Origin of the sequence: Pseudomonas sp. GV047 (assembly GCF_003058245.1) — a bacterium.
GTDB lineage: Bacteria > Pseudomonadota > Gammaproteobacteria > Pseudomonadales > Pseudomonadaceae > Aquipseudomonas > Aquipseudomonas marginalis.
In genome coordinates this window covers 35669-62520 of record NZ_QCWA01000008.1, presented here as the reverse complement: position 1 = coordinate 62520, position 26852 = coordinate 35669, and the positions used below count along the sequence as shown (strand labels likewise).

General features: G+C 62.7%; 23 protein-coding genes. 14 read left to right on the top strand and 9 right to left on the bottom strand.

What is annotated here, in order from left to right; genetic code table 11:
• Window positions 1-129 precede the first annotated feature (129 nt).
• From C8K58_RS20960 to trxA, 3 genes are read left to right on the top strand one after another with little or no spacing between them, the layout of a single operon-like run.
• Entirely contained in the window at window positions 130-585 is a 456-nt protein-coding gene (locus C8K58_RS20960; RefSeq protein WP_027605189.1) for a YbaY family lipoprotein, read from the top strand.
• Complete coding sequence (locus C8K58_RS20955; RefSeq protein ID WP_108574239.1) at window positions 582-1244, top strand: methyltransferase; 663 nt, start codon at window positions 582-584, stop codon at window positions 1242-1244. The genes C8K58_RS20960 and C8K58_RS20955 overlap by 4 nt, the downstream gene beginning before the upstream one ends.
• 32 nt (window positions 1245-1276) lie before the next feature.
• Entirely contained in the window at window positions 1277-2149 is an 873-nt protein-coding gene (gene trxA, locus C8K58_RS20950; RefSeq protein WP_092358200.1) for a thioredoxin, read from the top strand.
• Here trxA and C8K58_RS20945 read toward each other — a convergent pair.
• Window positions 2146-2493, bottom strand: a complete 348-nt coding sequence (locus tag C8K58_RS20945) for a hypothetical protein (protein ID WP_108574238.1) — start codon at window positions 2491-2493, stop codon at window positions 2146-2148. The genes trxA and C8K58_RS20945 overlap by 4 nt on opposite strands.
• Before the next feature lie 132 nt (window positions 2494-2625).
• Here C8K58_RS20945 and C8K58_RS20940 point away from each other — a divergent pair, with 132 nt between their 5' ends.
• From C8K58_RS20940 to C8K58_RS20920, 5 genes are all read left to right on the top strand, one after another.
• Window positions 2626-3228, top strand: a complete 603-nt coding sequence (locus tag C8K58_RS20940) for a DUF2796 domain-containing protein (protein ID WP_108574237.1) — start codon at window positions 2626-2628, stop codon at window positions 3226-3228.
• A gap of 6 nt (window positions 3229-3234) precedes the next feature.
• Window positions 3235-3945 carry an ABC transporter ATP-binding protein gene (locus C8K58_RS20935; RefSeq protein ID WP_027605184.1) on the top strand — a complete coding sequence of 237 codons (711 nt, stop codon included), beginning with the start codon at window positions 3235-3237 and terminating at the stop codon, window positions 3943-3945.
• Window position 3946: 1 nt separating this feature from the next.
• Window positions 3947-5212 (top strand): ABC transporter permease, encoded by a 1266-nt coding sequence (locus C8K58_RS20930; protein WP_027605183.1) that lies wholly within the window; start codon window positions 3947-3949, stop codon window positions 5210-5212.
• A gap of 11 nt (window positions 5213-5223) precedes the next feature.
• Complete coding sequence (locus C8K58_RS20925) at window positions 5224-5745, top strand: DUF3299 domain-containing protein (RefSeq protein WP_074847751.1); 522 nt, start codon at window positions 5224-5226, stop codon at window positions 5743-5745.
• Window positions 5746-5839: 94 nt separating this feature from the next.
• Window positions 5840-6538: an OmpW family protein gene (locus C8K58_RS20920; RefSeq protein WP_027605181.1), complete on the top strand. Its 699-nt coding sequence runs from the start codon at window positions 5840-5842 to the stop codon at window positions 6536-6538.
• A gap of 99 nt (window positions 6539-6637) precedes the next feature.
• On the opposite strand, the gene C8K58_RS20915 is transcribed toward C8K58_RS20920, so the two are convergent.
• Entirely contained in the window at window positions 6638-7522 is an 885-nt protein-coding gene (locus tag C8K58_RS20915) for a sugar nucleotide-binding protein (protein WP_027605180.1), read from the bottom strand.
• Window positions 7523-7688: 166 nt separating this feature from the next.
• On the opposite strand from C8K58_RS20915, the gene C8K58_RS20910 reads away from it, so the two are divergent.
• Window positions 7689-11936: a DEAD/DEAH box helicase gene (locus tag C8K58_RS20910; protein WP_108574236.1), complete on the top strand. Its 4248-nt coding sequence runs from the start codon at window positions 7689-7691 to the stop codon at window positions 11934-11936.
• A gap of 11 nt (window positions 11937-11947) precedes the next feature.
• Here the strand turns inward: C8K58_RS20910 and C8K58_RS20905 are convergent, their stop codons facing one another.
• Window positions 11948-14053, bottom strand: coding sequence for a mechanosensitive ion channel family protein (locus C8K58_RS20905; RefSeq protein ID WP_027605178.1), 2106 nt, complete (start codon window positions 14051-14053; stop codon window positions 11948-11950).
• 188 nt (window positions 14054-14241) lie between these two features.
• Here C8K58_RS20905 and C8K58_RS20900 point away from each other — a divergent pair, with 188 nt between their 5' ends.
• From C8K58_RS20900 to C8K58_RS20890, 3 genes are read left to right on the top strand one after another with little or no spacing between them, the layout of a single operon-like run.
• The gene (locus C8K58_RS20900) at window positions 14242-15021 is read left to right on the top strand and encodes an endonuclease/exonuclease/phosphatase family protein (RefSeq protein WP_092358190.1); all 780 of its coding nucleotides are present in this window, start codon (window positions 14242-14244) and stop codon (window positions 15019-15021) included.
• Window positions 15018-16280: a cardiolipin synthase ClsB gene (gene clsB / locus C8K58_RS20895; RefSeq protein WP_108574235.1), complete on the top strand. Its 1263-nt coding sequence runs from the start codon at window positions 15018-15020 to the stop codon at window positions 16278-16280. Before C8K58_RS20900 ends, clsB begins: the two co-directional genes overlap by 4 nt.
• Window positions 16270-17226, top strand: a complete 957-nt coding sequence (locus C8K58_RS20890; RefSeq protein WP_027605174.1) for a lysylphosphatidylglycerol synthase domain-containing protein — start codon at window positions 16270-16272, stop codon at window positions 17224-17226. The genes clsB and C8K58_RS20890 overlap by 11 nt, the downstream gene beginning before the upstream one ends.
• Window positions 17227-17231: 5 nt before the next feature.
• Here the strand turns inward: C8K58_RS20890 and C8K58_RS20885 are convergent, their stop codons facing one another.
• From C8K58_RS20885 to C8K58_RS20875, 3 genes are all read right to left on the bottom strand, one after another.
• The gene (locus C8K58_RS20885; protein WP_092490068.1) at window positions 17232-17987 is read right to left on the bottom strand and encodes a S9 family peptidase; all 756 of its coding nucleotides are present in this window, start codon (window positions 17985-17987) and stop codon (window positions 17232-17234) included.
• Window positions 17977-19086, bottom strand: a complete 1110-nt coding sequence (locus C8K58_RS20880; RefSeq protein WP_108574234.1) for a DUF3182 family protein — start codon at window positions 19084-19086, stop codon at window positions 17977-17979. Before C8K58_RS20880 ends, C8K58_RS20885 begins: the two co-directional genes overlap by 11 nt.
• A gap of 171 nt (window positions 19087-19257) precedes the next feature.
• Entirely contained in the window at window positions 19258-20217 is a 960-nt protein-coding gene (locus tag C8K58_RS20875) for a GlxA family transcriptional regulator (protein ID WP_108574233.1), read from the bottom strand.
• Between the two features lie 96 nt (window positions 20218-20313).
• On the opposite strand from C8K58_RS20875, the gene C8K58_RS20870 reads away from it, so the two are divergent.
• Entirely contained in the window at window positions 20314-20877 is a 564-nt protein-coding gene (locus C8K58_RS20870) for a cysteine hydrolase family protein (protein ID WP_027605170.1), read from the top strand.
• A 21-nt stretch (window positions 20878-20898) separates the two neighbouring features.
• On the opposite strand, the gene tam is transcribed toward C8K58_RS20870, so the two are convergent.
• The 3 genes from tam to C8K58_RS20855 all read right to left on the bottom strand — a co-directional run bounded on the left by tam (window position 20899) and on the right by C8K58_RS20855 (window position 23784).
• Window positions 20899-21660 (bottom strand): trans-aconitate 2-methyltransferase, encoded by a 762-nt coding sequence (gene tam, locus C8K58_RS20865; RefSeq protein ID WP_108574232.1) that lies wholly within the window; start codon window positions 21658-21660, stop codon window positions 20899-20901.
• A gap of 204 nt (window positions 21661-21864) precedes the next feature.
• A complete protein-coding gene (locus C8K58_RS20860) occupies window positions 21865-22380 on the bottom strand; it encodes a single-stranded DNA-binding protein (protein ID WP_003232445.1) in 516 nt (171 codons plus the stop codon).
• 9 nt (window positions 22381-22389) lie between these two features.
• Window positions 22390-23784: an MFS transporter gene (locus C8K58_RS20855; RefSeq protein WP_015886131.1), complete on the bottom strand. Its 1395-nt coding sequence runs from the start codon at window positions 23782-23784 to the stop codon at window positions 22390-22392.
• A gap of 178 nt (window positions 23785-23962) precedes the next feature.
• Here C8K58_RS20855 and uvrA point away from each other — a divergent pair, with 178 nt between their 5' ends.
• Complete coding sequence (gene uvrA, locus C8K58_RS20850; protein WP_092358183.1) at window positions 23963-26797, top strand: excinuclease ABC subunit UvrA; 2835 nt, start codon at window positions 23963-23965, stop codon at window positions 26795-26797.
• Window positions 26798-26852: the final 55 nt, after the last annotated feature.

The following is a 26852-nucleotide window of genomic DNA, read 5'->3' as shown; positions in this document are numbered from 1 at the left end:
ACAAAAAAAGGGAGGGCCATGGTAGCGCATCCCTGTGGCAAGACAAGCCATAGCCTTTACGGTATATAGGCAGGCCTATATGTTTCTTATATTTCAAGCCACGGATTTTGTCCTTTTCTGGAGCCGTACATGCAGTTACGACCACTTGTTTTGCTCACCGTGTTCAGTGTCCTGGTCGCCTGCAGCAGCGAAGCCCCCAAGCCGGCCGCCCCTCAACCGACGCCCGCACAAGAGAAAAAAGTCCCCGGCATTGAAGACCTCGGTCCCCTGCCCGCCTATCAACGCGAAATCAGCGGCAGCCTCACCAACGTACCGGCCGGCGCCGAAGTCGAGATGGCGCTGCTGGTGATCGATGACCGTTCGCGCCCGCAACAACTGTTGGCGAGCAGCGTCTTGACCGGCAACGGCAAGCCCCTGGCCTTCCGTCTGCGCTACAACCCCGAGGCGTTCCCAGCCGGTGCGCGGGTCGAATTGCGTGGCCGTGCCAGCCAATCCGGCCAGTTGATCCTGCACCTGCCTGCCGTACGCATCACCCAGGCGATCACCCAGACCACCGGCCCCCTGGAACTCGTCAAGGCACCATGACGCCGCCGCTGGACTTGCAGCGCGCCCTGAGCGCGCTGATCGGCGACGCCCAACTGGTGCCCTGCCCGCTGCCGGGCACCGCGCTTTCATTGTGGCTGCTGGATGCGGACAACATGAACCGCGCCTTCAGCCCCGAGGAAACCCGACGCATCCTGCATGAACCGCCCTACTGGAGTTTTTGCTGGGCCAGCGGCTTGGCGCTGGCGCGGTATCTGGCGGCGAACCCGCAATGGGTGCAAGGCAAGCGCGTGCTGGATTTCGGCGCGGGCTCCGGTGTGGCCGGGATTGCCGCGGTCAAAGCCGGCGCGTTGGAAGTGGTGGCCTGCGACCTGGACCCACTGGCGTTAGCGTCCTGCCGGGCGAATGCCGAACTCAACGGCGTGGAACTGAGTTACTCGGCGGACTTTTTCGCCGAAGCCGACCGCTTCGACCTGATCCTGGTCGCCGACGTGCTCTACGACCGCGCCAACCTGCCGTTGCTCGACCACTTCCTCAGCCGAGGCCGCGAAGCGCTGGTGGCGGACTCGCGCGTGCGGGACTTCCAGCACCCCGCTTATCGGCGGCTGGAGATACTCGATGCACTGACGTTGCCGGACCTGGCCGAGCCTTGGGAGTTTCGCAAGGTGAGCCTGTACCATTCGCGGCGCCAGCCCTTATAGTTGCCCCATTCCCGCTTTATTCGAGACGCCCCATGAGTGAACCCACGCCGTACATCTTCGACGTCACCAGCGCCAATTTCGACCAGGCCGTGATCCAGAACTCCTTCGAAAAACCCGTGCTCGTGGATTTCTGGGCCGAGTGGTGCGCGCCGTGCAAGGCGTTGATGCCCATGCTGGCGCAGATTGCCCAGAGTTATCAGGGTGAGCTGCTGCTGGCCAAGGTTGATTGCGAAGCGGAGCAGGACATCGTCGCGCGCTTTGGCATTCAAAGCCTGCCGACGGTGGTGCTGTTCAAGGATGGCCAGCCGGTGGATGGGTTTGCCGGGGCGCAGCCGGAGTCGGCGGTGCGGGCGCTGCTGGAGCCTCACGTGAAGATGCCACCACCGGCGGCGGCTGACCCGCTGGAGCAGGCCCAGGCGCTGTTTGCCGATGGCCGCATCAGCGACGCCGAGGCCGTGCTGGTGGCGCTGCTGGGTGAAGACAACACCAACGCCGCCGCGTTGATTCTGTACGCCCGTTGCCTGGCCGAACGCGGTGAGTTGGGTGAAGCCCAAACCGTGCTCGATGCGGTGAAGAGCGATGACCACAAAGCAGCGCTCGCCGGCGCCAAGGCGCAAATCACCTTCCTGCGCCAGGCCGCCGACCTGCCGGACGCCGCCGAGCTGAAAAGCCGCCTGGCGCAAAACCCGCAGGATGACGAAGCCGCCTATCAACTGGCGATTCAGCAACTGGCGCGCCAGCAGTACGACGCGGCGCTGGAAGGCTTGCTCAAGCTGTTTATCCGCAACCGCAGCTACAGCGAAGGCCTGCCGCACAAGACCTTGCTGCAGGTATTCGAACTGTTGGGCAATGATCACCCGCTGGTGACCGTGTACCGCCGCAAGTTGTTCGCCGCGCTGTACTAATCGCCGATCCAACTGTACAGCGGCGTATCCCCGCCGCTGGCCACCTTGACCTTGGCGCTATGGCGCAGGCGCACCAACAGGCGCTTGCCCGCCGCGGCATCCCCCGCCAAACCTTCCAGTCGATCAAGCAGTTCCAGGCCACTGAGTTGCCCGGCGTTGCGCAACAGGTCCTGGGCGTTCTGCCACAGATCATCGTTCGGCTTGACCGGCGCTGCCGGCGCGGCGGGCGCACTTGCCATGGGCGTTGCCTGCAACTGCGCGCCGAGTCGTGCCCAATCGCCGTCGTCCAGCTCCAGGGTCAAGTCCACCGGCAGGTCGCCGATGGTTCCACGAATTCGCAACATCGTCCTTACTCCTGCATTTTTTCTGACGAGCATGCTCCCATGCGGCTTGCGCAACGCCAAGCGGGCGGGCAAACTCTCGGCACTATTGTTATAAGATCACATAACAAAACTTTCATCTCCTGGAGCTTTCCCATGCGCCGTCTGTTGCTTGCTTTGCCGTTTGCCCTGTTGCCACTCGCCATCGCTCACGCTGCCGACGAGCATGACCACGATCACGAACACGGCAGCCTCGGCGCCCACGAACATGGCGTCGGCCGCCTTAACGCGGTACTCGACGGCCAGGCCCTGGAGCTTGAACTGGACAGCCCGGCGATGAACCTGGTGGGTTTCGAACACCTCGCCACCAGCGCAGCCGACAAAGCCAAGGTCGCCGCTGCACGCAAACAACTGGAGAACCCACTGGCGCTGTTCAACCTGCCCAAGGCCGCGGGTTGCGTGATCAGCTCCCAGGAACTCAACAGCCCGCTGTTCGGCGACAAACCGGAAGCCGACCACGATGACGATGATCATGATGACGACGCCAAAGACGGCGCCCACGAGCATCATCACGATCACAGTGAAATCCACGCCCACTACCAATTCACCTGTGCCACGCCGACCGCCCTGGGCAACCTGGACCTGACCCAGGTGTTCAAGACCTTCCCCGCCACCCAGAAAATTCAGGTACAACTGATCGGCCCGAGCGGCCAGCAAGGTGTTGAAGCGACCGCCACCGCAGCCACCCTGAAGTTCTGAGCGCCCATGACCCACCCATTGATCGAACTGTCTGACCTGGGCTTCAACTGGCCCGGTCACCCACAGTTGCTGGACATCCCCGCGTTCCGCCTGGAAGCGGGGGAAACCCTGTTTCTCAAGGGGCCGAGCGGCAGTGGCAAAACCACCTTGCTCGGCCTGCTCGGCGGTGTGCAGAAGCCCAGCCAGGGCAGCATCCGCCTGCTCGGCCAGGAGCTGACCGAACTCTCGGCCGGCGCCCGGGACCGCTTTCGTGTTGACCACACCGGCTATATCTTCCAGCAGTTCAACCTGCTGCCGTTCCTGTCGGTGCGCGAGAACGTCGAGTTGCCCTGCCACTTTTCCAAGCTGCGCGCGCAACGGGCGATCCAACGCCACGGCAGCGTCGACCAGGCCGCCGCGACCTTGCTGGCGCACCTGGGTTTGAAGGACAAAGACCTGCTGGAGCGCCGTGCCGACTCGTTGTCCATCGGCCAACAGCAACGGGTGGCCGCCGCCCGTGCACTGATCGGCCAACCGGAGTTGGTGATCGCCGACGAGCCCACCTCGGCCCTGGACTACGACGCCCGCGAAGCCTTCATTCGACTGCTGTTCGCCGAATGCCGCGAAGCCGGCGCCAGCCTGTTGTTTGTCAGCCATGACCAGAGCCTGGCGCCGTTGTTCGACCGCAACCTGTCGCTGGCCGAACTCAATCGCGCCGCCACGCCCGCAGAGGTTTGAGATGTATCTGTTTCGTCTAGCCATGGCCAGCCTGGCTAACCGCCGCTTTACCGCGATCCTCACCGCCTTCGCCATCGCCTTGTCGGTGTGCCTGCTGCTGGCGGTGGAACGCGTGCGCGTTGAGGCGCGCAACAGTTTCGCCAGCACCATCAGCGGCACCGACCTGATCGTCGGCGCGCGCTCCGGTTCGGTCAACCTGCTGCTGTACTCGGTGTTCCGCATCGGCAACGCCACCAACAACATTCGGTGGGACAGCTACGAGCACTTCGCCGCCAGCCCCCAGGTGAAATGGGCGATCCCGATTTCCCTCGGCGACTCCCACCGCGGCTACCGCGTCATGGGTACCAACGAGTCGTACTTCGAGCACTACCAGTACGGGCGCAAGCAAAACCTGGAGCTGGCCAGCGGCCGTGCCTTCGCCACCGACCCGTTCGAAGTGGTGCTCGGCGCCGAAGTCGCCGATGCCCTGCACTACAAGCTCGGCGACAAGCTGGTGCTGGCCCACGGCGTGGCGGTGGTCAGCCTGGTAAAACACGATGACAAACCGTTCACCGTGGTCGGTATTCTCAAGCGCACCGGCACGCCGGTGGACCGCACGCTGCATATCAGCCTCGGCGGCATGGAGGCGATCCATATCGACTGGCACAACGGCGTACCGGCCCAGGGCAAAGGCCGCATCAGTGCCGACCAGGCGCGCAACATGGACCTCACCCCGCAAGCCATCACGGCCTTTATGCTCGGCCTGAACAACAAGATTTCCACCTTCGCCCTGCAGCGGGAGATCAACGAATTCCGTGGCGAACCGATGCTGGCGATCCTGCCCGGCGTGGCGCTGCAAGAGCTGTGGAGCATGATGGGCACCGCCGAAAAAGCCTTGTTCGTGATCTCGCTGTTCGTGGTGCTGACCGGTTTGATCGGCATGCTCACCGCGATCCTCACCAGCCTCAACGAACGCCGCCGCGAAATGGCGATCCTGCGCTCGGTGGGCGCGCGGCCGTGGCATATCGCAACCTTGCTGATTTTCGAAGCCTTCGCCCTGGCCCTGTCCGGGGTGATCGCAGGCGTGGGCTTGCTGTATGTGTGCATCGCCGCATCGCGCGGGTATTTGCAGGCCAATTACGGCCTCGACCTGCCGATGTCGTGGCCCAGCGAATATGAATGGACCCTGCTCGCCGGTATCCTGGCGGCAGCGCTATTGATGGGCAGCGTGCCCGCCTGGCGCGCCTACCGACAATCCCTGGCCGATGGGCTGTCCATACGTTTATGAGGAAGGCTTCGATGCGTCGCGCTCTGTTTGCGTTATTGCTGCTGGTGGCCGTGCCGGCCTGGGCGGAGGACCAGCCCAGGGATTTGTCCTGGCAGGAGATGATCCCGCCGGACGCGCCACCGGAAATCCCCAACATGAAACCGCTGCACGACCTGTCGAACATGGCCGATGCCTTGTCCGTCGAAGCGGCGCCAGCGGCCAAGCAGGATCTGCCCAATGCGCCGGTGGTGCAGAGCCTCGATGGCCAGCACATCCGCCTGCCCGGGTATATCGTGCCGCTGGAAGTCAGTGAAGAAGGGCGCACCACCGAGTTCCTGCTGGTGCCGTACTTCGGCGCGTGCATCCATGTGCCGCCGCCGCCATCGAATCAGATCGTGCACGTGAAAAGCGAACTCGGCGTGAAGCTCGATGAGCTCTACCAGCCGTACTGGATCGAGGGGGCGATGCAGGTCAAACCGTCCACCAGTGAACTGGCCGACGCCGGCTACCAGATGGATGCCGAGAAAATTTATATCTACGAACTGCCGGAATAACGCTGATCGCCCTTTCATTGAGCTGAGTCAAAAGACCGGACGGAACGATCTTTACCATTGGACGTACAACTTCTAAACGTCCTCTGGAGCTCCCATGAACAAGTCTCTGCTCGGCGCGTCCCTCTTCGCCCTCGCACTCGCCGCCCCTGCCGTCCACGCTCACGAAGCGGGCGACATTCTGATTCGTGCCGGTGCAATCACCGTGAACCCGAAGGCAGACAGCAGCACCGTCAAAGTTGACCAGGGCCCACTGGCCGGCGCCAACCTGGGCGGCAAGGCGACCATGAGCAGCGACACCCAGCTGGGCTTGAACTTCGCCTACATGCTCACCAGCCATGTCGGTATCGAACTGCTGGCGGCCACGCCGTTCGAGCATGACGTGAAGATCAAGGGCACCGCCCTCGGCGCCGCCAACGGCAAGCTCGGTACGCTGAAACACCTGCCGCCGACCCTGAGCGTCGTGTACTACCCGCTGGACAATAAATCCCCATTCCAGCCGTATGTAGGCGCCGGTATCAACTACACCTGGATCTACGACGAACACGTCGGCAGCCGCGCCTCCGAAGCCGGCTTCAGCAACTTCAAGGCCGAGAACTCCTGGGGTTGGGCTGCGCAGATCGGCGCGGACTACATGATCAACGACAAGTGGATGATCAACGCCCAGGCCCGCTACATCGACATCAGCACCAAGGCCACCGTGGAAAACAACGCCGTGGCGCCTGGCACCCGGGCCAAGGTCAATGTGGACGTGGACCCGATGGTTTACATGGTGGGTATAGGCTACAAGTTCTAAGCAACACTGCATAACCAATGTGGGAGGGGGGTTGCTGTGGTGAGGGACAAGTCCCCATCACCACAGCACCCCCCCTCCCACATTTTGCTTTGTGTCGTGTCAGCTATGGCGGTAGAACCGGTCCAGCAACGCCGGTAACCCCGCTCGCCACGCCCGCGGCTTGATGCCGAAGGTGTGGAGGATTTTCTTGCAGGCCAGCACCGCATGCTGCGGTTCGTCTGCCGCATCCGGCCGTGCCGCGTGGGCCTGGGCGGTGGGCGCTTCAATGGCCAGCGCATGGTAGCTGCGCGCTTCGGTGAGGATCGCCTGGCCCAGCGCCAGCGGCGTGGTCGCCTCATGCCCGGCGTAGTGGTATGTGCCCCACAGTGGCGCCGCGCAATCGAGTTGCTTGAGCACCGAGATGATCACCCGCGCGGCATCGTCCACCGGCGTCGGGTTGCCGCGACGGTCGTCGGCCATCAGCAATTCATCCGGTTTCTCGGCCCGGGCCAGGAAGCGCCCGAGGGTGCCGTCGACGCTGTCATCCAGCAGCCAGCCAAAACGCAACAGCACATGTTGCGGACACGTCGCACGCACGCTCTGTTCGATCCGCCATAACGCCTGGCCACGCAGGCCCAGGGGCACCGGCTCGTCCTTTTCGCTGTAGGCGGTGGCACGGGAGCCATCGAACACGCGGTAGCTGGACGGTTGCAGCAGGGTAATGTTGTGGTGCTGGCACAGTTCGGCCAGGCGCTCGATGGCGAACTCCTGGGCGGCCAGGCGGGTTTCGCTGACGGCTTCGGCCTGGAACCAGTCGAAATAGTAGGCGAGGTTGATCAACGCATCGGGACGGGTGTCGTCGAGCAATTGGGTGAGGCTTGCGGCATCCCAGCCGTCTTGGGGCGGTTTGGGTGCGAGGAAACCAATGTCTTCCTCTGCACCGAGGCGAATCAGCGCCTGCCCGAGGGCATTCCCGCCGCCCAGTAACATAAGGCGCATTCGCATAGATTGAGCAGGCCCGGTCTGTTTGGAACGATGGTTATGGTCGGCAAGCCCGTGAGGCGTGCCGTAGGTTTATTCCAGAATCGTTGCATTTTGCGGGTTTGTAGCGCAACCGTCACGGATAAAGTGCGGGGTTGCAACTTGTTGGAGCGGGCCGCATAACTTAGGCATGAACCTTCCTGAATCAACCGACACGGTATTGAACGGCTTCCACCCCGCCGTCAGCACCTGGTTCCGCCACACCTTCCCTTCGGTGACCAGCGCCCAGGCCCAGGCGTGGCCGCTGATCCGCCAGCGCCGCTCGACGCTGATCGCAGCGCCCACCGGCTCCGGCAAGACGCTGACGGCGTTCCTCGCGGTGCTCGATGACCTGGTTCACCAGGGCCTGGCCAACGGCGGGCAACTGCCGGACGAGACGCTGGTGGTGTATGTGTCGCCGCTCAAGGCGCTGTCCAATGACATCCAGATCAACCTGCAAACCCCGCTGGCCGGGATCACCGAGCATTTGCAGCGCCTGGGCCTGCCGCCGCTGGTGATCCGCACCGCCGTGCGCACCGGCGACACCCCGCAGAAAGACCGCGCACAAATGCGCAAGCGCCCGCCGCATATCCTCGTGACCACACCGGAATCGCTCTACGTGCTGCTGGGCTCGGACTCCGGCCGGCAGATGCTGGCCAGCGCGCGCACGGTGATCGTCGATGAAATCCACGCCATCGCCGCCAGCAAACGCGGCAGCCACCTGGCCCTGAGCCTGGAGCGCCTGCAAGGCTTGTGCGCCGAGCCGCTGACCCGCATCGGTCTGTCGGCCACGCAAAAACCCATTGAAGCCGTGTCGCGCTTTCTGGTGGGCACTGAGCGAACGTGCGACATCGTCGACATCGGCCATGCCCGCCCCCGCGACCTGGATATCGAAGTTCCGCCGGTGCCGCTGTCGGCGGTGATGGCCAACGATGTCTGGGAGCTGGTCTACGACCGCCTCGCCGCCCTTGCCCGTGAGCACCGCACCACGCTGATCTTCGTCAACACCCGGCGCCTGGCCGAACGCCTGGCTCGGCACCTGAGCGAGCGCCTGGGCAAGAGCGCCGTGGCCGCCCACCACGGCAGCCTGGCCAAGGAAATGCGCCTGGATGCCGAGCAACGGCTCAAGGCCGGCGAGTTGCAAGTGCTGATCGCCACCGCGTCACTGGAGCTGGGGATTGATATCGGCGATGTCGATTTGGTGTGCCAGATCGGTTCGCCGGGCTCCATCAACGGCTTTCTGCAACGGGTGGGCCGCTCCGGGCATCAGGTCGGCGGCACGCCCAAGGGGCGCCTGTTCGCCACCACCCGCGACGATCTGATCGAATGCGCCGCCCTGCTCGATTGTGTGCGGCGGGGAGAACTGGACACCTTGCAGATCCCGGTGGCGCCCCTGGACGTGCTGGCCCAGCAGATCATCGCCGAGGTCAGTGCCCAGGAGTGGCCGGAGCAGGTCCTGCTCGACCTGATCCACCGCGCCGCGCCCTACGCCACCCTGGATGAACGCCACTACCAGGCGCTGTTGCAGATGCTCGCCGACGGCTACAACGGGCGCCAGGGTATCCGCAGCGCGTACCTGCACCGCGATGCCCTGACCCGCACCCTGCGCGGCCGCCGTGGCGCCAGGCTGACCGCCGTGACCAGCGGCGGCACCATCCCCGACAACGCCGACTACAGTGTGTTGCTCGAACCCCAGAGCCTGAACATCGGCAGCGTCAACGAAGACTTCGCGGTGGAAAGCATCGCCGGGGATATCTTCCAGCTCGGTAATACGTCCTACAGGATCTTGCGAGTCGAAGCCGGCAAAGTGCGGGTCGAAGACGCCCATGGCCAGCCGCCGACCATTCCGTTCTGGCTCGGCGAAGCGCCAGGGCGCAGCAATGAGTTATCCGCCGCGGTCGCGCGTTTGCAGGGGCAACTCGACACCCTGCTCAGCGCCAGCCCCGGCGACCTGCAACCGGCGCAAGAGTGGCTCACCGGCACCCTTGGCCTGAACCGCGCCAGCGCCGAACAGATCCTCGACTACCTGGCCCGCGCGCGCCTGGCCCTCGGCGCGTTGCCGTCCCGGGACACGTTGATCATGGAGCGGTTTTTCGACGAATCCGGCGGCACCCAGTTGATCATCCACACGCCGTTCGGCAGCCGCATCAACCGGGCCTGGGGCCTGGCCTTGCGCAAGCGTTTTTGCCGCACCTTCAATTTCGAATTGCAGGCGGCAGCCAGCGAAAATGCGATCGTGCTGTCGCTATCCACCAGCCACAGTTTCGAGCTGGATGAGGTGTGGCGTTACCTCAACAGCCACAGTGCTGAACACCTGCTGATCCAGGCGGTGCTGGATGCGCCGCTGTTCGGCGTGCGCTGGCGCTGGAACGCCGGCGTGGCCCTGGCGCTGCCGCGCTTTACCGGCGGACGCAAAGTGGCGCCGCAGCTGCAGCGTATGAAGAGCGAAGACCTGATCGCCAGTGTGTTCCCCGACCAGATCGCCTGCCTGGAAAACCTCGCCGGCGAACGCGAAGTGCCCGAGCACCCGCTGGTGGAACAAACCCTCGATGACTGCCTGCACGAAGCCATGGACAGCGACGCCTGGCTTGCCTTGCTGCGGCGCATGGAGCGCGGCGAAGTGCGCTTGATCAGCCGCGACCTGCCGGCGCCCTCGCCCATGGCCGCCGAAATCCTCAGCGCGCGCCCCTACACCTTTCTCGACGATGCACCGCTGGAAGAACGCCGCACCCAGGCCGTGCTCAACCGCCGTTGGAGCGACCCGCAGAGCACCGACGACCTCGGCGCACTGGATGCGGACGCCATCGCCGGCGTGCGCGAAGAGGCCTGGCCGGCGCCCCATGGCGTGGATGAAATGCATGAGGCGCTGATGAGCCTGGCGTGCATCGCCAGTCACGAAGTCACGGTGCCATGGGCCGAGTGGCTGAACGCCTTGGCCAAGGCTGGCCGCGCCTTTCAATTGTCCAATGGCCTGTGGGTCGCGGTGGAGCGCCTGGGGTGTTTGCAGGCGATCTACCCCAACAATTTGCCGTTGCTCCCCGGCTTCGATGAGCCCTGGACCTTTGACGACGCGCTGGTGGAACTGCTGCGTGCGCGCCTGGGTGGCTTCGGCCCGCAGAGCATTATCGAGATCGCCGCGCCACTGGCCCTGCCGCTGGCCGACGTTACCCGGGCGCTGGCCCGCCTGGAGCAGGAAGGCTACGTGCTGCGCGGTCGCTTCAGCCCCGGCGCACTCGAGGAACAATGGTGCGAACGGCATCTGCTCGCCCGCATTCATCGCTACACGGTCAAGCGCCTGCGCCGGGAAATCGAGCCGGTGGCGCTGCAGGATTTCATGCGCTTCCTGTTCGATTGGCAGCACCTATCCGACAGCACGCGGGGCCAGGGCAGCGCGATGCTGCCGCAGATTGTCGGCCAGTTCGAAGGCTACGCCGCCGCCACGTCGGCCTGGGACAGTGACCTGCTCAGTGCACGGCTCAAGGATTACTCATCGACCTGGCTCGACGAGCTGTGCCGCAGCGGCAGGCTGGTGTGGACGCGCTTGAGCAACAAGTCCGGCGCCATCGCCCTGCGCAGTACGCCGGTGGTGCTGTTGCCGCGCAGCCAGGTGGCATTGTGGAGCGGGCTCACCGAACCCACCGACAGCACGACGCTGTCGCCCAAGGCGCAGAAAGTCCACCTGGCCTTGCGCGAACACGGCGCGCTGTTTTTCGATGAGCTGGTGCACGAAGCCCATCTGCTGCGCAGCGAACTGGAAACCGCCTTGCAGGAACTGGTCGGCGCCGGCCTGGTGAATGCCGACAGCTTTGCCGGGTTGCGCGCACTGACCACCCCGGCCAGCAAGCGCCAGGCGCGCAGCAGTCGGCGCGGGCGTGGGGCGTTTATCGGCGGCATGGACGATGCCGGGCGCTGGGCGCTGATTCGCCGCCCCTCGACCGCCGCCGGCCCGCACTCGGCCGAAACCCTGGAACATGTGGCGATGACCTTGCTGCGCCGTTATGGCGTGGTGTTCTGGCGCTTGCTGGAGCGCGAGGCGGATTGGTTGCCGAGTTGGCGCGAACTGCTACGCACATTCCATCGGCTGGAAGCCCGGGGTGAGATTCGCGGTGGGCGGTTTGTCAGCGGGCTGGCGGGTGAGCAGTTTGCGTTGCCGGAGGCGATCCCGTTGCTGCGCGAGGTGCGGCGCCGCCCCCATGACGGGAGTTTGATCGCCGTGTGCGGGGCTGACCCGCTGAACCTGGTGGGCACATTGTTACCGGGCAGCAAGGTGCCGGCGGTGAGTGGGAATCGGGTTGTGTATCGGGATGGGTTGCCGGCGGCGGTGATGGTCGCCGGCAAGCAGCAGGTGTTGCTGGAGGTGGATCAGCAGGCGGTGCAGGAGAAGTTGATCAGGCATTGAAGTTGAGGGCCTCATTGAGGCCTGGGCTGCTCCGTCAACACCACCGACGCCGGCACCTCTTCATCCGGCTCATCCACCTGGGATGTACGCTTGGGCAACAAAACCTGCTGTGGATAAGTCTGCGCGAAGTGCACCGCATCACAGTTATCCACAAGCTTTTTCAAACGCTGGTTGAACGCACGGCTCACCGCGTATTGCCCACCCGACACAGTACGAAACTGCGCCGTGAGCACCACGCCATTGAGGTCCATCTTGTCGACGCCAAACACCTCCAGCGGCCCTTGCAGGTTGTACTTGAGGAACACATCGTCGCGGATAGACTGCCCGGCCTCGCGGATCAGCTCCACGGCCTTGTCCACATCGGTGTCGTAGGTGAACTGCACCGAGAAGAACGCATAGGCAAATTGCCGCGACTGGTTGGTGACCGCCTTGATCTGCCCGAACGGCACCGAATGCACGAACCCCTTGCCATCGCGCAGGCGCAGGGTGCGGATGGTCAGGCCTTCGACGGTGCCGGCGTGGCCGGAATCAAGCACCACCCAGTCGCCGATGGACAAGGTGTCTTCGATGATGATGAACAGGCCGGTGATCACGTCCTGCACCAATTGCTGGGAGCCGAAACCAATCGCCAGGCCGACCACACCGGCCCCCGCCAGCAACGGCGCGACGTTGATGCCGAGGTTGGCCATGGTGGTGATTGCGCAGATCACCACCAGGATGATTTTGATCGCATTGCGCAGCAGCGGCAGGATGGTCTTCACCCTTGTGCTGGGCTGGCGATTGGAGCGTTTGTTCACCGGCGGTTTCAGCGCTTCCTGGATCGCCGTGTCGAGTACGACCCAGAACAGCCAGGTCATCAACAGGATCAGGCCGATGCTGCTGAGGGAGTCGCTGATCGCACGGCCTACCGAGTTGCGCTGGGCAAATTCGAACAGCGATACGCCCCAGATGCGCCCGAGGATTTCGATAAAGGCGATGGCCATGACGATACGCAGGATCGCGTGCAAGAGGCTGAGAAAACGCTCCTTGTAGGCACTGCTGCGCTGGATCGCCACTTGGCTGCGGGACTTGAACAGGTGTTGCAGCACCGTGCTCAGGAATACCGTGCCGATCAACAGAATCGTGGTGAACAGCGCGCAGCGCAGGGCTTTCTGGTTGTCGTCGCCGGCGCCGATCAGGTTGATCGCCGAGACCAGCACCATCAACAGGATGGGCCAGTACCAAAGGCCGGAAAATACCCGCAGCGACTGCTGCAACGCCGGGTGTTTCAGGCGCTGGGCCAGCGGTCGATTACGGATCAGGTGGGCCACCGGGCGGCGCAGGCGCACCACCAGCACGCCAAAGATCACCGCCGCGAACAGGCCGGTAAACACCGCGATACTGCTGGTGATATTGCCGCCGAGCTGGCGGGCGATCTGTGGACTGGTCAGGGCGTCGCTGAGGGCCGCGAGGAAGCCGATCAGGAACAGCGGCTTGGGGCAGTAGTCGCGAATGATCTGCACCGCCGGCCGCTTATGGCCGACGTTGAACATCACAATCACGCACAGCAGCATCGACGTGGAGAAGATGCCGCTGCTGGTCGCATAGGCAAAGCACAGCGCCAGGGCGCGACCTATGGACGTGGGCAGGAAGTGACTGACATAGAGCGTCAGCGGCAGGCAGATCAACGCCGGGATCGTGTAGGGCACCACATAACCCAGTACGCCTTGCAGGCGCCCGCGGCGTTCGACGAACGGGCGCCGGTTCAAGCGCCGCACGATAAAGCGCCCCAGCAACGTCAACAGCGCGAAGGCGCCAATCCACACACTGGACAGCAGCAGGAAGTCGCCGGCCACGCTCCACGGCGAACGCTCCGACGTCTGGTCAACCAACCGGCCGACTTCATCCGCCGCGCGATCCGCGCGCAAGCGCCAGGCATCAACGAGGTTCTGATTGAGGTCGAGCTTGTTCTGCACATCATCGATGCTGGAACTGATGGCACCGAGCAATCCACCCTCCACCAGCAACTCCGGCTTTGCCGGCGCCTCGGGCTCCGGCGCGGTGGCCGCGGCGTACAGTGCGCCGCTGCCGCAGAACAGCAGCGCGCCGAGCAGTAATGCAGTCTTTAGATTCAGCAAAACACCGGGCTCCTTCAGAAGGGTCTGTAAGGAACTGACGGATTTGAGCACTGATCGTTCCCCTGCCTATTGCCGGACACCGATCCAAATGGGTTTATGCCGCCTGTAGGACGGCGGAAACTTTCGGCCAAAAATCGCAGTCAGCCATAAACGGGGGTCAGGCCCCTCACTCTTTCACAGGAGCAATCATGGCTGCGATCCCCGACTGGGTGCCCATCACCCCTAGCGTCGCCATCACTCGCTTCACGGTGCTGACGGTCAATATCCACAAGGGCTTCACCGCCTTGAATCGACGTTTCATCCTGCCCGAGCTGCGCGAAGCGGTGCGCAGTGTGGGCGCTGATATGGTGTTCCTGCAGGAAATCCACGGCACCCACGAGCGCCATCCCCAGCGCTACAGCGACTGGCCGAACATGCCGCAGTACGAGTTCCTCGCCGACAGCATCTGGCCGCAGTTCGCCTACGGGCGCAACGCGGTCTACCCCCATGGCGACCATGGCAATGCGTTGCTGTCGAAATTCCAGATCGTGCGCTACGACAACCTCGATATCTCCCAAAGCGGCCATGAAAACCGTGGCCTGTTGCATTGCGTGCTGCGCTTGCCTGGCACCGGACAGGAAGTGCATGCGATCTGCATCCACCTGGGCCTGCGCGAGGTGCATCGCCAGCAGCAATTGCGCTTGTTGGAGCAGCGTATCAGCGAGATCCCGGCGGATGCGCCGTTGGTGGTAGCCGGCGATTTCAATGACTGGCGCCAACGCGCCGACCTCAGCCGAAGCGGCCTGCAGGAAGTCTTCATGCAGGCCCACGGCAAACCCGCACGCACCTTTCCGGCGCGCCTGCCGCTGCTGGCGCTGGACCGCATCTATGTGCGCAATCTAAAGATTCATAACCCCAAGGTGCTGACCACCCGCCCCTGGTCCCATCTGTCAGACCACGTGCCCCTGTCGGTGGAGATTGAACTATGAACATTGCCGTTGAGCACATTGCTACCGACCAGCCGCCGGATGAAGCCAAGGCCCGCGACCTCGATTACGGCTGGCAGCCTGACAACCGGCTCGCGTTGCTGGAGAACGGCGAGGCGTACTTTCCCAAAGTGTTCGACGCCTTGCGCGGGGCGCAGCGGGAAATCCTGCTGGAGACCTTTATCCTCTTCGAAGACAAGGTCGGCCATGAGCTGCAACGCATCTTGATCGACGCGGCGCAGCGTGGGGTCAAGGTGGTGGTCAGCCTGGATGGCTTTGGCTGCGGCGAACTGAGCCGCGCTTTTCTCGGCGAATTGGCCCAGGCCGGGGTGGCCGTGCAGATGTTTGACCCGGCGTCCAAGACCCTGGGTATTCGCACCAACTGGTTTCGCCGCCTGCACCGCAAGATCGTGGTGGTGGATGCCGCCGTGGCGTTTATCGGCGGGATCAATTTTTCTGCCGATCACCTGGGGGATTTCGGCCCCGAGGCCAAGCAGGATTACGCGGTGCAGGTGATAGGCCCGGCGGTGGCCGACCTGCATCATTTCGCCCTCGCCCAAAGCGGTCGCCAGGTGCGCACGCGGCGCGGTTGGCGACGGCGCCAGCAACGGCCATCGCCTTGGCCGACCGATACAGGCGACGGCCTGGTGCGCCTGATTTACCGCGACAATCTGCAACACCGCGACGACATTGAAGAGGCCTACATCCATGCCTTGAGCAAAGCCCGGGAACGCGCGGTGATTGCCAATGCCTACTTCTTCCCCGGTTACCGCCTGCTGCGCGAGATCCGCAATGCGGCGCGCCGTGGCGTGAAGGTGCAATTGATCATGCAGGGCCAGCCCGATGTGCTGCTGGCCAAGCTGGCCGCGCGCATGCTCTACGACTACTTGCTCAAGGATGGCGTGGTGATTCATGAATATTGCCAGCGCCCGCTGCACGGCAAGGTGGCGCTGGTGGATGACGAGTGGAGCACCGTGGGTTCGAGCAACCTCGACCCGTTGAGCCTGTCGCTGAACCTGGAGGCCAACGTGCTGATTCGTGACCGGGCGTTCAATCAGCAACTGTACGAACGCCTGGACGCACTCGCCAAGGAGCATTGCCAGACCATGCCGGAAAACCGCAAGCCGCGCCTGTGGCTATGGCGACTGACCGTCGGTTTCCTGGTGTTCCATGTGATGCGCCACTTCCCCGCGCTGACCGGCTGGTTGCCGGCGCACAAGCCACGGTTGAAACCCTTCGAGGCTCGCACCCATGACATCTGAAGCCAGCGATTCACGCTTCAAGCGCTGGAAGAAACCGCTGACCGTGGCGTTCTTCCTGTTGCTGATCGTGCTGTTCACCCTGCTCGCAAGGCGTATCGACTGGAGCGAAGTGTTCCAGACCCTGGGCGATTTCAAGCTGCGCACCCTGCTGATCGCGGGCACGCTGACGTTGTGCAGCTTTATCGTCTACGCCTGCTTCGACTTGATCGGCCGCACCTACATTCGCCAACCGCTGCGCTGGAAGCAGATCCTGCCGGTCGGGATCATCAGCTATGCGTTCAATCTGAACCTGAGTGCCTGGGTCGGCGGAATCGCCATGCGCTATCGGCTGTATTCGCGGCTGGGGGTGAGCACCGGCAATATCGCCAAGATTCTCGGGCTGAGCCTGGCCACCAATTGGTTCGGCTATATGGCATTGGCCGGGGTGGTGTTCAGCAGCGGCCTGGTGACCATGCCGCCGGGCTGGAAGCTCAGCAGCGGCGCCCTGCAGGGCGTGGGTGTGCTGTTGGTGCTGGCCAGCCTGGGCTATCTGGCGGCGTGCCAATTCTCGACAAAGCGTGCATGGTCGATTCGCGGCATCGAGATCAACCTGCCGTCGCTGCGCATGGCGTGCCTGCAGTTGGCATTGGGCGCGTTGAACTGGTCGCTGATGGCCGCGGTGATTTTCACCTTGTTGCCCGCCAAGCTGGACTACCCGCTGGTGCTGGGCGTGCTGTTGATCAGCGCGATCGCCGGTGTCATCACCCATATCCCCGCCGGGCTCGGGGTACTGGAAGCGGTGTTTATCGCACTGCTGCAACATGAAGCGTCGCGCGGCAGTTTGCTGGCCGGGCTGATCGCCTATCGGGCCATCTACTTTATCCTGCCGCTGCTGATCGCCCTGGTGATGTACCTCGGTGTCGAGGCCAAAGCCAAGGCGCTACGGGTGAAGAAAACACCGGCATGACCGCGTTACTGGGACTGGATGATGCTCAACCGTTCCCCCACCACCATCTCGGTGATCCAGTCCACCAGGATCGAGGTATAGGCCTGTTGTGACACTGGATCGCTCAGGGAGTGGTCGGCACCATCGATGATGCGGTGCGTCAGGGAGTGCGTGTGCTGGCACGCCGCGCGGTAGCTCATGATGGTGGCGTGGGGCACATGGTCGTCGGTTTCCGATTCGACAATCAGCACATCACCGGTAAATTGCGCGCAGGCATGCAGCGCGCGGTTGGTTTCGGCGTGCACCAGGGTGCTGCGGTAATCCATCAGGTCGGCCTTATCGAGGTCACGCTTGGGCTTGAGCCATTCCTGGTCGCGGTACAGCGCCGGCACGCGCAGCGCCAGCCAGCGCACCGGGCGCAATGAGGTGAGAATCGCCGCCAGGTAGCCGCCATAGCTGGTGCCCACCACCGCCACCGCCGAGGTGTCGATGGCCGGGTGCGAGAGCAGTCGGTCGTAGGCCGCCAGCAGATCGCGCAGGTTGTCTTCACGGGTCACGCGGGACAACGGGATACCTGTGCCCGCGTGGCCACGCAGATCGAACGTCAGGCACACGCATCCCAGGCCGGCGATACCTTTGGCGCGCTCCAGGTCGCGCTCCTGGCTACCGCCCCAGCCGTGCACGAATAACACCCCCGGCACCTTCGATTTGGGGCTGAGGAACGTGCCGCTCATCTGTTCGTCGTCGATGTCGATCGCAATGCTTTCGCTTCTAGCCGTCATAAGATTTAACCGTCACGTACTTGAGAAGAAAGTCGCTGTTTTCCGCCGGGCCTCGGTACACCTCGATAGCATCTGCGGGCAGTGCCTGGTCCACGTAGGTTTCTACCGAAGACACCTGAATGGCCTTGAGGCCCGGGTGGTTGATAAAGCTCTGCAGCGCCGCGACTTCCGCGCTGCTGGCGCCACCCATGCGCCAGGATTGTTCAAGCACACCACTGCGCCGCTGGCCGTCGCTGTCCAGACCCTGGGCGATGTCGTAGTTGCGCCGGGACGCGTAGAAACCTGGGTAAGCTTCGTCAGCGGCCGCGTCGAAGACCTGGGCTTGCTCGATGGCTTGGCGCACGTCGCCGGGCAGCTCGAGCTTGAGCAAATCGTCATAACCGCCAGGCACCACCAGCAGGTTGGAGCCACCGTAGACCTCCTCGCCCTGTCCGTCCTGGGTCAGGTATTGCTCGCCGCAGTAGCTGATGACGTGATCGCCGATAAAACTCTGGCCCACACTATGGGTGACCACATCGTGCAGGTCTTGTTCCAGCACGACGCCTTCGCTGAACATCCGGGCCGCTTCGGGGCGCGCCAGCACGGCCTCGAACTCATCCAGGCTGTGGATAACCTCTTGGCCGCGCCCGGCGCAGGCATGCACCGGCTTCAGGCGGATCGGCCCGCTGTAGAGCAGGCGTTTGGCGGCTTCCCGTGCATCGTTGAGCGCAAATACGCTCAGGCCGTCCAGCACAACGTCGCGCACGCGCTCGCAGAACAAGGGCGACCAGCCTTCGGGAGCTGCGGCGTCCGGGCCCAGCAGGCCGTGACTGATGGCTTTGGTGCCGATGAAATCATGCTCCACATAACCGCCCCACAGGTCTTCGGGACCCTTGATATCAAGGGCCAGCACCTGTGCAGGGCCAATCAGTGTTTGCGTGGGAAGCAGGTAGCGTTCACGGCCGGCGTGTTTGCGTGGATCGTAATCACCGCCGTACTTGAGCCCAAGGATTTGCGCCAGCCACCGCGCAAGGGCTCGGTTGGTTTCGACTTCATGCCGGGGAGCGCCCTCTCGCGTGGAGTGAGCAACTACCCATTTCTTGCGTTGAGTCGGGGTCATGCATCCCCCTTGGCCATCCCGCCATGTGTGTGGGTGGAAGGTTGCAGGGATCAGGCCAACGCAGGTTCAAAAGTGATGGCTTTGAAATCAATCGCTTGCGCAAAAAGCGATAGCAGTTGGCCTGTATTATTCTGCACGACACCACCCTGACCGTGGGGCGTTCTGCACGATTCACACGCCAAAACGGCTGCGGTAATCACTGGGTGCCAAACCGGTGATCTTCTTGAAGGTGGCGCGAAACGCACCAGGGTCCTGATACCCCACGGTCCAGGCGATGTGGTCGATGGTGGCGGTGGTGAACTCCAGCATTTGCCGCGCTTTGCCGACGCGCAAATGCTGGCAGTATTCGGTGGGTTTCAATCCCGTGGCACTGCGAAAACGCCGTAGGAACGTGCGCTCTTCCAGCCCCGCCTCTTGCGCCATGGCGGCCACGGACACATCCACCGCGCCACTGGCTTGCAACCAATGCTGGACCTTGAGGATGGCCACATCGCCATGGCTGAGGATCGGCGCAAAGTTGCTGCCGCACTGGCTGGCACTGTCGCTGTGCTCGATCACCAGGAAACGCGCGGTAGCGGCGGCGACGCTGGGGCCCATCAGGCGGTCGACCAGGCGCAGGCCCAGCTCGGACCAGGCCATCAGCCCGGCGGTGGTGATCAGGTCGCCGTCATCGACGATCGGTTTATCCGCCTCAAGGCGTACGGCCGGATAACGGGTCGCGAAGGATTTGGCTGAGGACCAATGGGTGGTGGCGCTGCGCCCGTCCAACAGACCGCTGCGCGCCAGCAGGATCGAACCGATGCACACGCCACCGAGCACGGTGCCCGCAGCGTGTTGCTGGCGAATCCACTCGAGCAGTGCAGGCGGCGCCTGGTCTTCGGTGAACTCGCCGATTGAAGGCGGCACCAGCACCGCCATCATCGGTTGCTCAGGCCCTGGGTGGCTGTCGAATACCCGCGTGGGTATACCATCGCCATCCACCAGCCAGTGGCTCACGCGCAGCAACGGCAGCTGTGCGGATTGATGCTCGGCGGCGATCCGGTTGGCGACACCAAACAGATCGGTCAGCCCATGCACCGCTGCCAACTGCGCACCGTGGTAGATCAACACGCCCAGCTCAACAACCGCCATTGTCAGTTTTCCCCCTGTTATTGTCGGTGCAGCCAATCCCCCGCCCCGGCGCCAGCTAACATACTGGCCCCATCAACCCATCACGAGGCAATACCCATGGCCAAACAAGCGCTCATCCTAATCGATATCCAGAACGACTACTTCCCTCAAGGCAAGTGGCCGCTCGATGGCGTGGAAGCCGCCGCGGACAAGGCTGCGCAGGTGCTCCAGGCGTTTCGCCAGAACGGGGAGGCAGTGATTCATGTGCGCCATGAGTTCACGTCCGAGGATGCACCGTTTTTCACGCCGAACTCTGAGGGCGCCTATTTGCACCCCAAGGTGCTGAACGAGGGCAGCGAGCCGGTGGTGCTTAAACATTTCGTGAATGCGTTCCGCGAAACCCCTCTACGCGCCCTTCTGGAACAGCGCAGCATCACCGAACTGGTGGTGGTCGGCAGCATGAGCCATATGTGCATCGATGCGGTGGTGCGGGCCGCAGCGGACCTGGGCTACAAGGTCACGGTGATTCATGACGCGTGCGCCACCCGCGACCTGGAATTCAACGGGCAGGTGATTCCGGCGGCGCAGGTGCATGGCGCGTATATGGCGTCGTTGGCATTTGGCTACGCGGGCGTAGTGTCGGCGGATGAGTATTTGAAGGCGCAAGCAGCAGCGGCGTAAGCGCTGCTTGCTTCTGTGCCGTCAGCGGGTCGCGATAATAAACAGGCGCGGGAAAGGCAGTAATACGGTGCCATCGCCTAGCGCTGGATAAGCCTGTGTAATCCGCGCCTGGTATTCCTGTAGGAAAGCGGCTTTTTCGCTATCGGTCAGTGGCGCGAGAAAGGGTCGCAAGCCCGAGCCCTTGAACCACTCCACCACCGCCGCGTGATCCGCCAACGGGTGCTGGTAAGTGGTGCGCCATACGTCCACGGTGCTGCAGTGTTTGCTCAGCAACTCGTAGTAGTAGCTCGCCGAGTGGCGCTCATTGTGTTGGAACGCGCCGATCTTTGCCGCCCATGGGCCATCTGCCGCCACTTCGCGCGCCAGCCGGTGGGCGGGTTCATTGAGGTTGTCCGGGGTTTGTACGGCGAGCGTGCCGCCAGGCGTCAACTGGTCGACCAGATGCGGATAGAGCGTGGCGTGGTTTGGCAGCCATTGCAGCGAGGCGTTGGCAAGGATCACGTCGAATGGCTGCGACGGACTCCAGGCACCGATGTCCGCCAGCTCAAAGTTCAGCGCGGGCAGGCGCTTGCGGGCGTCGACCAGCATATCCTCGGAACTGTCCAGGCCCGTCACCTGCGCCTGCGGGAAACGCTCGGCCAATACCTGGGTGGAGTTGCCGGGGCCGCAACCCAGGTCCACCGCTGTGTGCACCGCGGTATTCGGAATGGCCGCGACCAGGTCACGGACCGGACGAGTGCGTTGTTGTTCAAACATCGTGTATTGCTTGGCAGACCAGGTCATCGCGGCTCTCCTTGTTCTGTGGAAGTGGGTTACAGCCTAAATCGAGTGGCCCCTGAGGACAAATGTTGGGGCCGGCGATCGTCCATCCCATGATTTAATCCGTTGCGGGTGCAGCTTCATGCATCACGAAATTACAAAAAAGCCCCGAGAGCAGGGCTCACGGGGCTTTTTGGGAAAGCTATACGGATTGCGCCGAGCGATATCCTAGAACGGAATATCGTCATCAAAGCTGTCGAAATCCGGAGCTGGCTGCGGAGCGGCCTGTTGCGGCGCTGGACGCGACTCACGCTGTGGCTGCTGGCTTGGCTGCGGACGCGACTGCTGTGGACGCGGTGCCGAGTTGGACATGCCACCCTGGCCCTGTTGGTCGCCCTGTGGACGACCGCCCAGCAGTTGCATGGTGCCTTGCATGTCGACCACGATTTCAGTGGTGTAACGCTTGATGCCGTCTTTTTCCCACTCGCGGGTTTGCAGCTTGCCTTCGATGTAGACCTGCGAACCTTTGCGCAGGTATTCACCGGCGATCTCTGCGACCTTGCCGAACATCGACACACGGTGCCATTCGGTTTTCTCGACCTTCTGGCCGGTCTGCTTGTCGGTCCACTGTTCGCTGGTCGCCAGACTCAGGTTGGTCACGGCGTTACCGTTAGGCAAGTAGCGAACTTCGGGATCCTGGCCGCATGTACCGACCAATATGACTTTGTTAACCCCACGGGCCATAACGTTCTCCTATGCTGGGCGCGCTGTCGGCACTGGGTTGACCAGTTGCTCGAGCGTCGCGCGATCCAATAATTCGGTGTCCAATTTGATGTAAATGGCCGCCTCTTCCGCGACCACGACAGCATCCGTTACCCCTACGACAGCCTTCAGGCGCTCTACCAGACCGCTTTCACGGATCGCCTCAGGCGATAGCGGCAAACGCAGGCTTGTGACGTAGGGAGGTTCGCGCATGGTAACAGCAAAGGCCAACCAAAGTGCAGCCAGCCCGGCGCATCCAAGGAACACAACCGACAAACCGCCATGCTGGAACATCCAGCCGCCCATGATGCCGCCCAACGCCGAACCCAGGAACTGGCTGGTGGAATACACCCCCATCGCCGTGCCCTTGCCGCCGGCCGGTGAAACTTTACTGATCAGCGAAGGCAACGAAGCCTCCAGCAGGTTGAACGCGGTGAAGAACACCACCGTACCGATAACCAGCGCCCGTAGGCTGTCGCCGAACTGCCAGAAGAATAGTTCAGTGAGCATCAATGTCGCGACGGCGCCGAGCAAAACTCGTTTCATTTTGCGTTTCTTCTCGCCATAGATAATGAACGGGATCATGGCGAAGAACGAAATCAGCAGTGCCGTGAGGTAGACCCACCAGTGCTGTTCCTTGGGCAGCCCGGCTTTTTCCACCAGCGCCAGGGGCAAGGCGACGAAGCTGCACATCAGCATTGCGTGTAATACGAAGATACCTAAATCCAGGCGCAACAGATCGGGGTGCTTGAGCGTCGGCAACAGGGCCTTGCGTGCGACGCCCGACTCACGGTGCTGCAACGTGCCAGTGGAGCGCGGCACCATGAAGGCCACGATCACGATCCCGAACAACGCCATGCCGCCGGTGGCAAGGAACAAGCCATGCAAGCCAAAGGCACGCGTCAGCAACGGGCCCACGACCATGGCCACGGCGAACGACAGACCGATGGTCATGCCGATCATGGCCATGGCCTTGGTGCGGTGTTGCTCACGCGTCAGGTCGGACAGCAGCGCCATGACGGCAGCAGAAATCGCCCCGGCACCTTGCAGGATGCGTCCGGCGATCACGCCCCAGATCGAATCGGATTGTGCCGCGAGCACGCTGCCGAGGGCGAAGACAATCAGCCCGAGGTAAATCACCGGACGCCGGCCAATCCGGTCGGAAATGATTCCGAACGGAATCTGAAAAATCGCCTGGGTCAGGCCATAGGCGCCAATCGCCAGGCCGATCAGCGCGGGGGTCGCGCCTGCCAGATCCATTCCATAGGTCGCCAGCACCGGCAACACCATGAACATGCCAAGCATACGGAACGCGAACACCAGGGCCAGACCGCTTGCTGCTCGGGTCTCGCCGCTACTCATGCGTTCGCTGTGGGGATCGTGCATGGAAAAACCTCGTGTGAACCGGCGGCGATTCTACCAGTCCCATCGATTGAGAGGGTATATGCGGCGCTTTGCCGCGCAGCTTTCATGTAAGGCTGCACCCGGCACTTTGACAGTGTATATTCATCCAGTCTTTAGCCGTATACTCCTGCATTATTTACGCCCGCCGTGCGAGGCCATCTTGGACAAGATCCTGATTCGTGGGGCTAGAACCCACAACCTGAAGAACATCGACCTGACCCTGCCCCGGGACAAACTGATCGTCATCACCGGCTTGTCCGGCTCCGGCAAATCGTCCCTGGCGTTCGACACGCTGTATGCCGAAGGTCAGCGTCGCTATGTGGAATCGCTGTCGGCCTATGCCCGGCAGTTCCTGTCGATGATGGAAAAGCCGGACGTCGACACCATTGAAGGCCTGTCGCCGGCGATTTCCATTGAGCAGAAGTCGACCTCCCACAACCCGCGTTCCACCGTGGGCACCATCACCGAAATCTACGACTACCTGCGCCTGCTGTACGCGCGGGTAGGCATCCCGCGCTGCCCGGACCACGACATTCCGCTGGAGGCCCAGACCGTCAGCCAGATGGTCGACCTGGTGCTGGCCCAACCGGAAGGTGCCAAGCTGATGCTGCTGGCGCCGGTGATTCGCGAGCGCAAGGGCGAACACCTCTCTGTATTCGAAGAGCTGCGTGCTCAAGGTTTCGTACGTGCGCGTATCAACGGCAAGCTGTATGAGCTGGACGAAGCGCCGAAACTCGACAAGCAGAAGAAGCACTCGATTGATGTCGTGGTCGATCGCTTCAAGGTGCGGTCCGACCTGCAGCAGCGTCTGGCGGAATCGTTCGAGACCGCGTTGAAGCTGGCGGATGGCATTGCCCTGGTGGCGCCGATGGATGACGAGCCGGGTGAAGAGATCATCTTCTCCGCGCGCTTTGCCTGCCCGATCTGTGGCCACGCCATCAGCGAGCTGGAGCCCAAGCTGTTCTCCTTCAACAACCCGGCCGGTGCCTGCCCGACCTGCGATGGCCTGGGCGTGAAGCAATTCTTCGACATCAAGCGCCTGGTCAACGGCGACCTGACATTGGCGGAGGGCGCGATACGCGGCTGGGACAGGCGTAACGTCTACTACTTCCAGATGCTCGGGTCGTTGGCGGCCCATTACAAGTTCAGCCTTGAAGTACCTTTCAACCAACTGCCAGCAGACCAGCAGAAAGTCATCCTTAATGGCAGCGGCTCGCAGAACGTCGACTTCAAGTACTTGAACGACCGTGGCGACATCGTCAAGCGCTCCCACCCGTTCGAAGGCATCGTGCCGAACCTGGAGCGGCGCTACCGCGAGACTGAATCGGCGAGTGTGCGCGAGGAGCTGGCAAAATTCCTCAGCACCCAACCTTGCCCGGATTGCCGGGGCACTCGCCTGCGCCGTGAGGCGCGGCATGTATGGGTGGGTGAGAAGACGTTGCCGGCGGTGACCAACCTGCCGATCGGCGATGCCTGTGAATACTTTGGTGTACTGAAGCTCACCGGACGCCGTGGGGAAATTGCCGACAAGATCCTCAAGGAGATCCGCGAGCGCTTGCAGTTCCTGGTTAACGTTGGCCTGGACTATCTGTCGCTGGATCGCAGCGCGGATACGTTGTCCGGTGGTGAAGCGCAGCGAATTCGCCTGGCCAGCCAGATTGGTGCCGGCCTGGTGGGGGTGTTGTACATCCTCGATGAGCCTTCGATTGGCCTGCACCAGCGGGATAACGATCGCCTGCTGGGCACGCTGAAGCACCTGCGGGATATCGGCAATACGGTGATCGTGGTCGAGCACGATGAAGACGCGATTCGCCTGGCGGACTATGTGGTGGATATTGGCCCAGGCGCCGGCGTGCATGGAGGACATATTGTCGCCGAGGGCACGCCTGCGGAGGTAATGGCACATCCCGACTCGTTGACCGGCAAGTACCTGTCCGGCCGCGTGAAGATCGCAGTGCCAGCCAAGCGTACACCGCGCAACAAGAAGATGGCATTGCACCTCAAGGGCGCGCGTGGCAACAACTTGCGCAATGTTGACCTGGAAATACCACTGGGCCTGCTGACCTGCGTGACCGGTGTTTCCGGCTCAGGCAAGTCGACGCTGATCAACAACACGCTGTTCCCCTTGAGTGCCACCGCCTTGAACGGCGCCACCACCCTGGAAGCCGCCGCGCACGACAGCATCAAGGGCCTGGAACACCTGGACAAGGTGGTCGATATCGACCAAAGCCCGATTGGCCGCACACCGCGCTCCAACCCGGCGACCTACACCGGGCTGTTCACGCCTATTCGTGAGCTGTTTGCTGGCGTGCCGGAATCCCGTTCACGGGGCTACGGGCCAGGCCGGTTCTCTTTCAACGTCAAGGGCGGTCGCTGTGAAGCGTGCCAGGGCGATGGCCTGATCAAGGTGGAGATGCATTTCCTCCCGGACATCTACGTGCCGTGCGATGTGTGCAAGAGCAAGCGTTACAACCGCGAAACCCTGGAAATCAAGTACAAGGGCAAGAGCATCCACGAAACCCTGGAGATGACCATCGAAGAAGCGCGGGTGTTCTTTGATGCGGTTCCGGCGCTTGCGCGCAAGCTGCAGACGCTGATGGATGTGGGCCTGTCGTATATCAAGCTGGGGCAGTCGGCGACCACACTGTCCGGTGGTGAAGCGCAGCGGGTGAAGCTGTCTCGCGAGCTGTCCAAACGCGATACGGGCAAGACCTTGTATATCCTGGACGAACCGACAACCGGCCTGCACTTTGCTGATATTCAGCAATTGCTGGATGTGTTGCACCGCTTGCGTGATCACGGCAACACCGTGGTGGTGATTGAGCACAACCTGGATGTGATCAAGACGGCCGACTGGCTGGTGGATCTAGGGCCGGAAGGCGGATCCAAGGGCGGCCAGATCATTGCGGTGGGTACGCCGGAGCAGGTCTCCGAGATGCCACAATCGCATACGGGTTACTACTTGAAACCATTGCTGGCGCGCGACCGGGCCTGATTTATCAGGCTCAATAAAAAGCCCCTGTCACTGCTGAGGTGACAGGGGCTTTTTT

Bases quoted from the DNA above. Each gene is read 5' to 3' on its own strand.
- C8K58_RS20885 (WP_092490068.1), bottom strand. From the start codon at position 17,987: ATGACGGCTAGAAGCGAAAGCATTGCGATCGACATCGACGACGAACAG.
- C8K58_RS20925 (WP_074847751.1), top strand. From the start codon at position 5,224: ATGCGTCGCGCTCTGTTTGCGTTATTGCTGCTGGTGGCCGTGCCGGCC.
- C8K58_RS20870 (WP_027605170.1), top strand. From the start codon at position 20,314: ATGGCCAAACAAGCGCTCATCCTAATCGATATCCAGAACGACTACTTC.
- C8K58_RS20880 (WP_108574234.1), bottom strand. From the start codon at position 19,086: ATGACCCCGACTCAACGCAAGAAATGGGTAGTTGCTCACTCCACGCGA.
- C8K58_RS20930 (WP_027605183.1), top strand. From the start codon at position 3,947: ATGTATCTGTTTCGTCTAGCCATGGCCAGCCTGGCTAACCGCCGCTTT.
- trxA (WP_092358200.1), top strand. From the start codon at position 1,277: ATGAGTGAACCCACGCCGTACATCTTCGACGTCACCAGCGCCAATTTC.
- C8K58_RS20920 (WP_027605181.1), top strand. From the start codon at position 5,840: ATGAACAAGTCTCTGCTCGGCGCGTCCCTCTTCGCCCTCGCACTCGCC.
- tam (WP_108574232.1), bottom strand. From the start codon at position 21,660: ATGACCTGGTCTGCCAAGCAATACACGATGTTTGAACAACAACGCACT.
- C8K58_RS20875 (WP_108574233.1), bottom strand. From the start codon at position 20,217: ATGGCGGTTGTTGAGCTGGGCGTGTTGATCTACCACGGTGCGCAGTTG.
- C8K58_RS20890 (WP_027605174.1), top strand. From the start codon at position 16,270: ATGACATCTGAAGCCAGCGATTCACGCTTCAAGCGCTGGAAGAAACCG.
- C8K58_RS20960 (WP_027605189.1), top strand. From the start codon at position 130: ATGCAGTTACGACCACTTGTTTTGCTCACCGTGTTCAGTGTCCTGGTC.
- C8K58_RS20955 (WP_108574239.1), top strand. From the start codon at position 582: ATGACGCCGCCGCTGGACTTGCAGCGCGCCCTGAGCGCGCTGATCGGC.
- C8K58_RS20915 (WP_027605180.1), bottom strand. From the start codon at position 7,522: ATGCGAATGCGCCTTATGTTACTGGGCGGCGGGAATGCCCTCGGGCAG.
- C8K58_RS20945 (WP_108574238.1), bottom strand. From the start codon at position 2,493: ATGTTGCGAATTCGTGGAACCATCGGCGACCTGCCGGTGGACTTGACC.
- C8K58_RS20855 (WP_015886131.1), bottom strand. From the start codon at position 23,784: ATGCACGATCCCCACAGCGAACGCATGAGTAGCGGCGAGACCCGAGCA.
- C8K58_RS20935 (WP_027605184.1), top strand. From the start codon at position 3,235: ATGACCCACCCATTGATCGAACTGTCTGACCTGGGCTTCAACTGGCCC.
- C8K58_RS20940 (WP_108574237.1), top strand. From the start codon at position 2,626: ATGCGCCGTCTGTTGCTTGCTTTGCCGTTTGCCCTGTTGCCACTCGCC.
- C8K58_RS20910 (WP_108574236.1), top strand. From the start codon at position 7,689: ATGAACCTTCCTGAATCAACCGACACGGTATTGAACGGCTTCCACCCC.
- clsB (WP_108574235.1), top strand. From the start codon at position 15,018: ATGAACATTGCCGTTGAGCACATTGCTACCGACCAGCCGCCGGATGAA.
- C8K58_RS20900 (WP_092358190.1), top strand. From the start codon at position 14,242: ATGGCTGCGATCCCCGACTGGGTGCCCATCACCCCTAGCGTCGCCATC.
- C8K58_RS20860 (WP_003232445.1), bottom strand. From the start codon at position 22,380: ATGGCCCGTGGGGTTAACAAAGTCATATTGGTCGGTACATGCGGCCAG.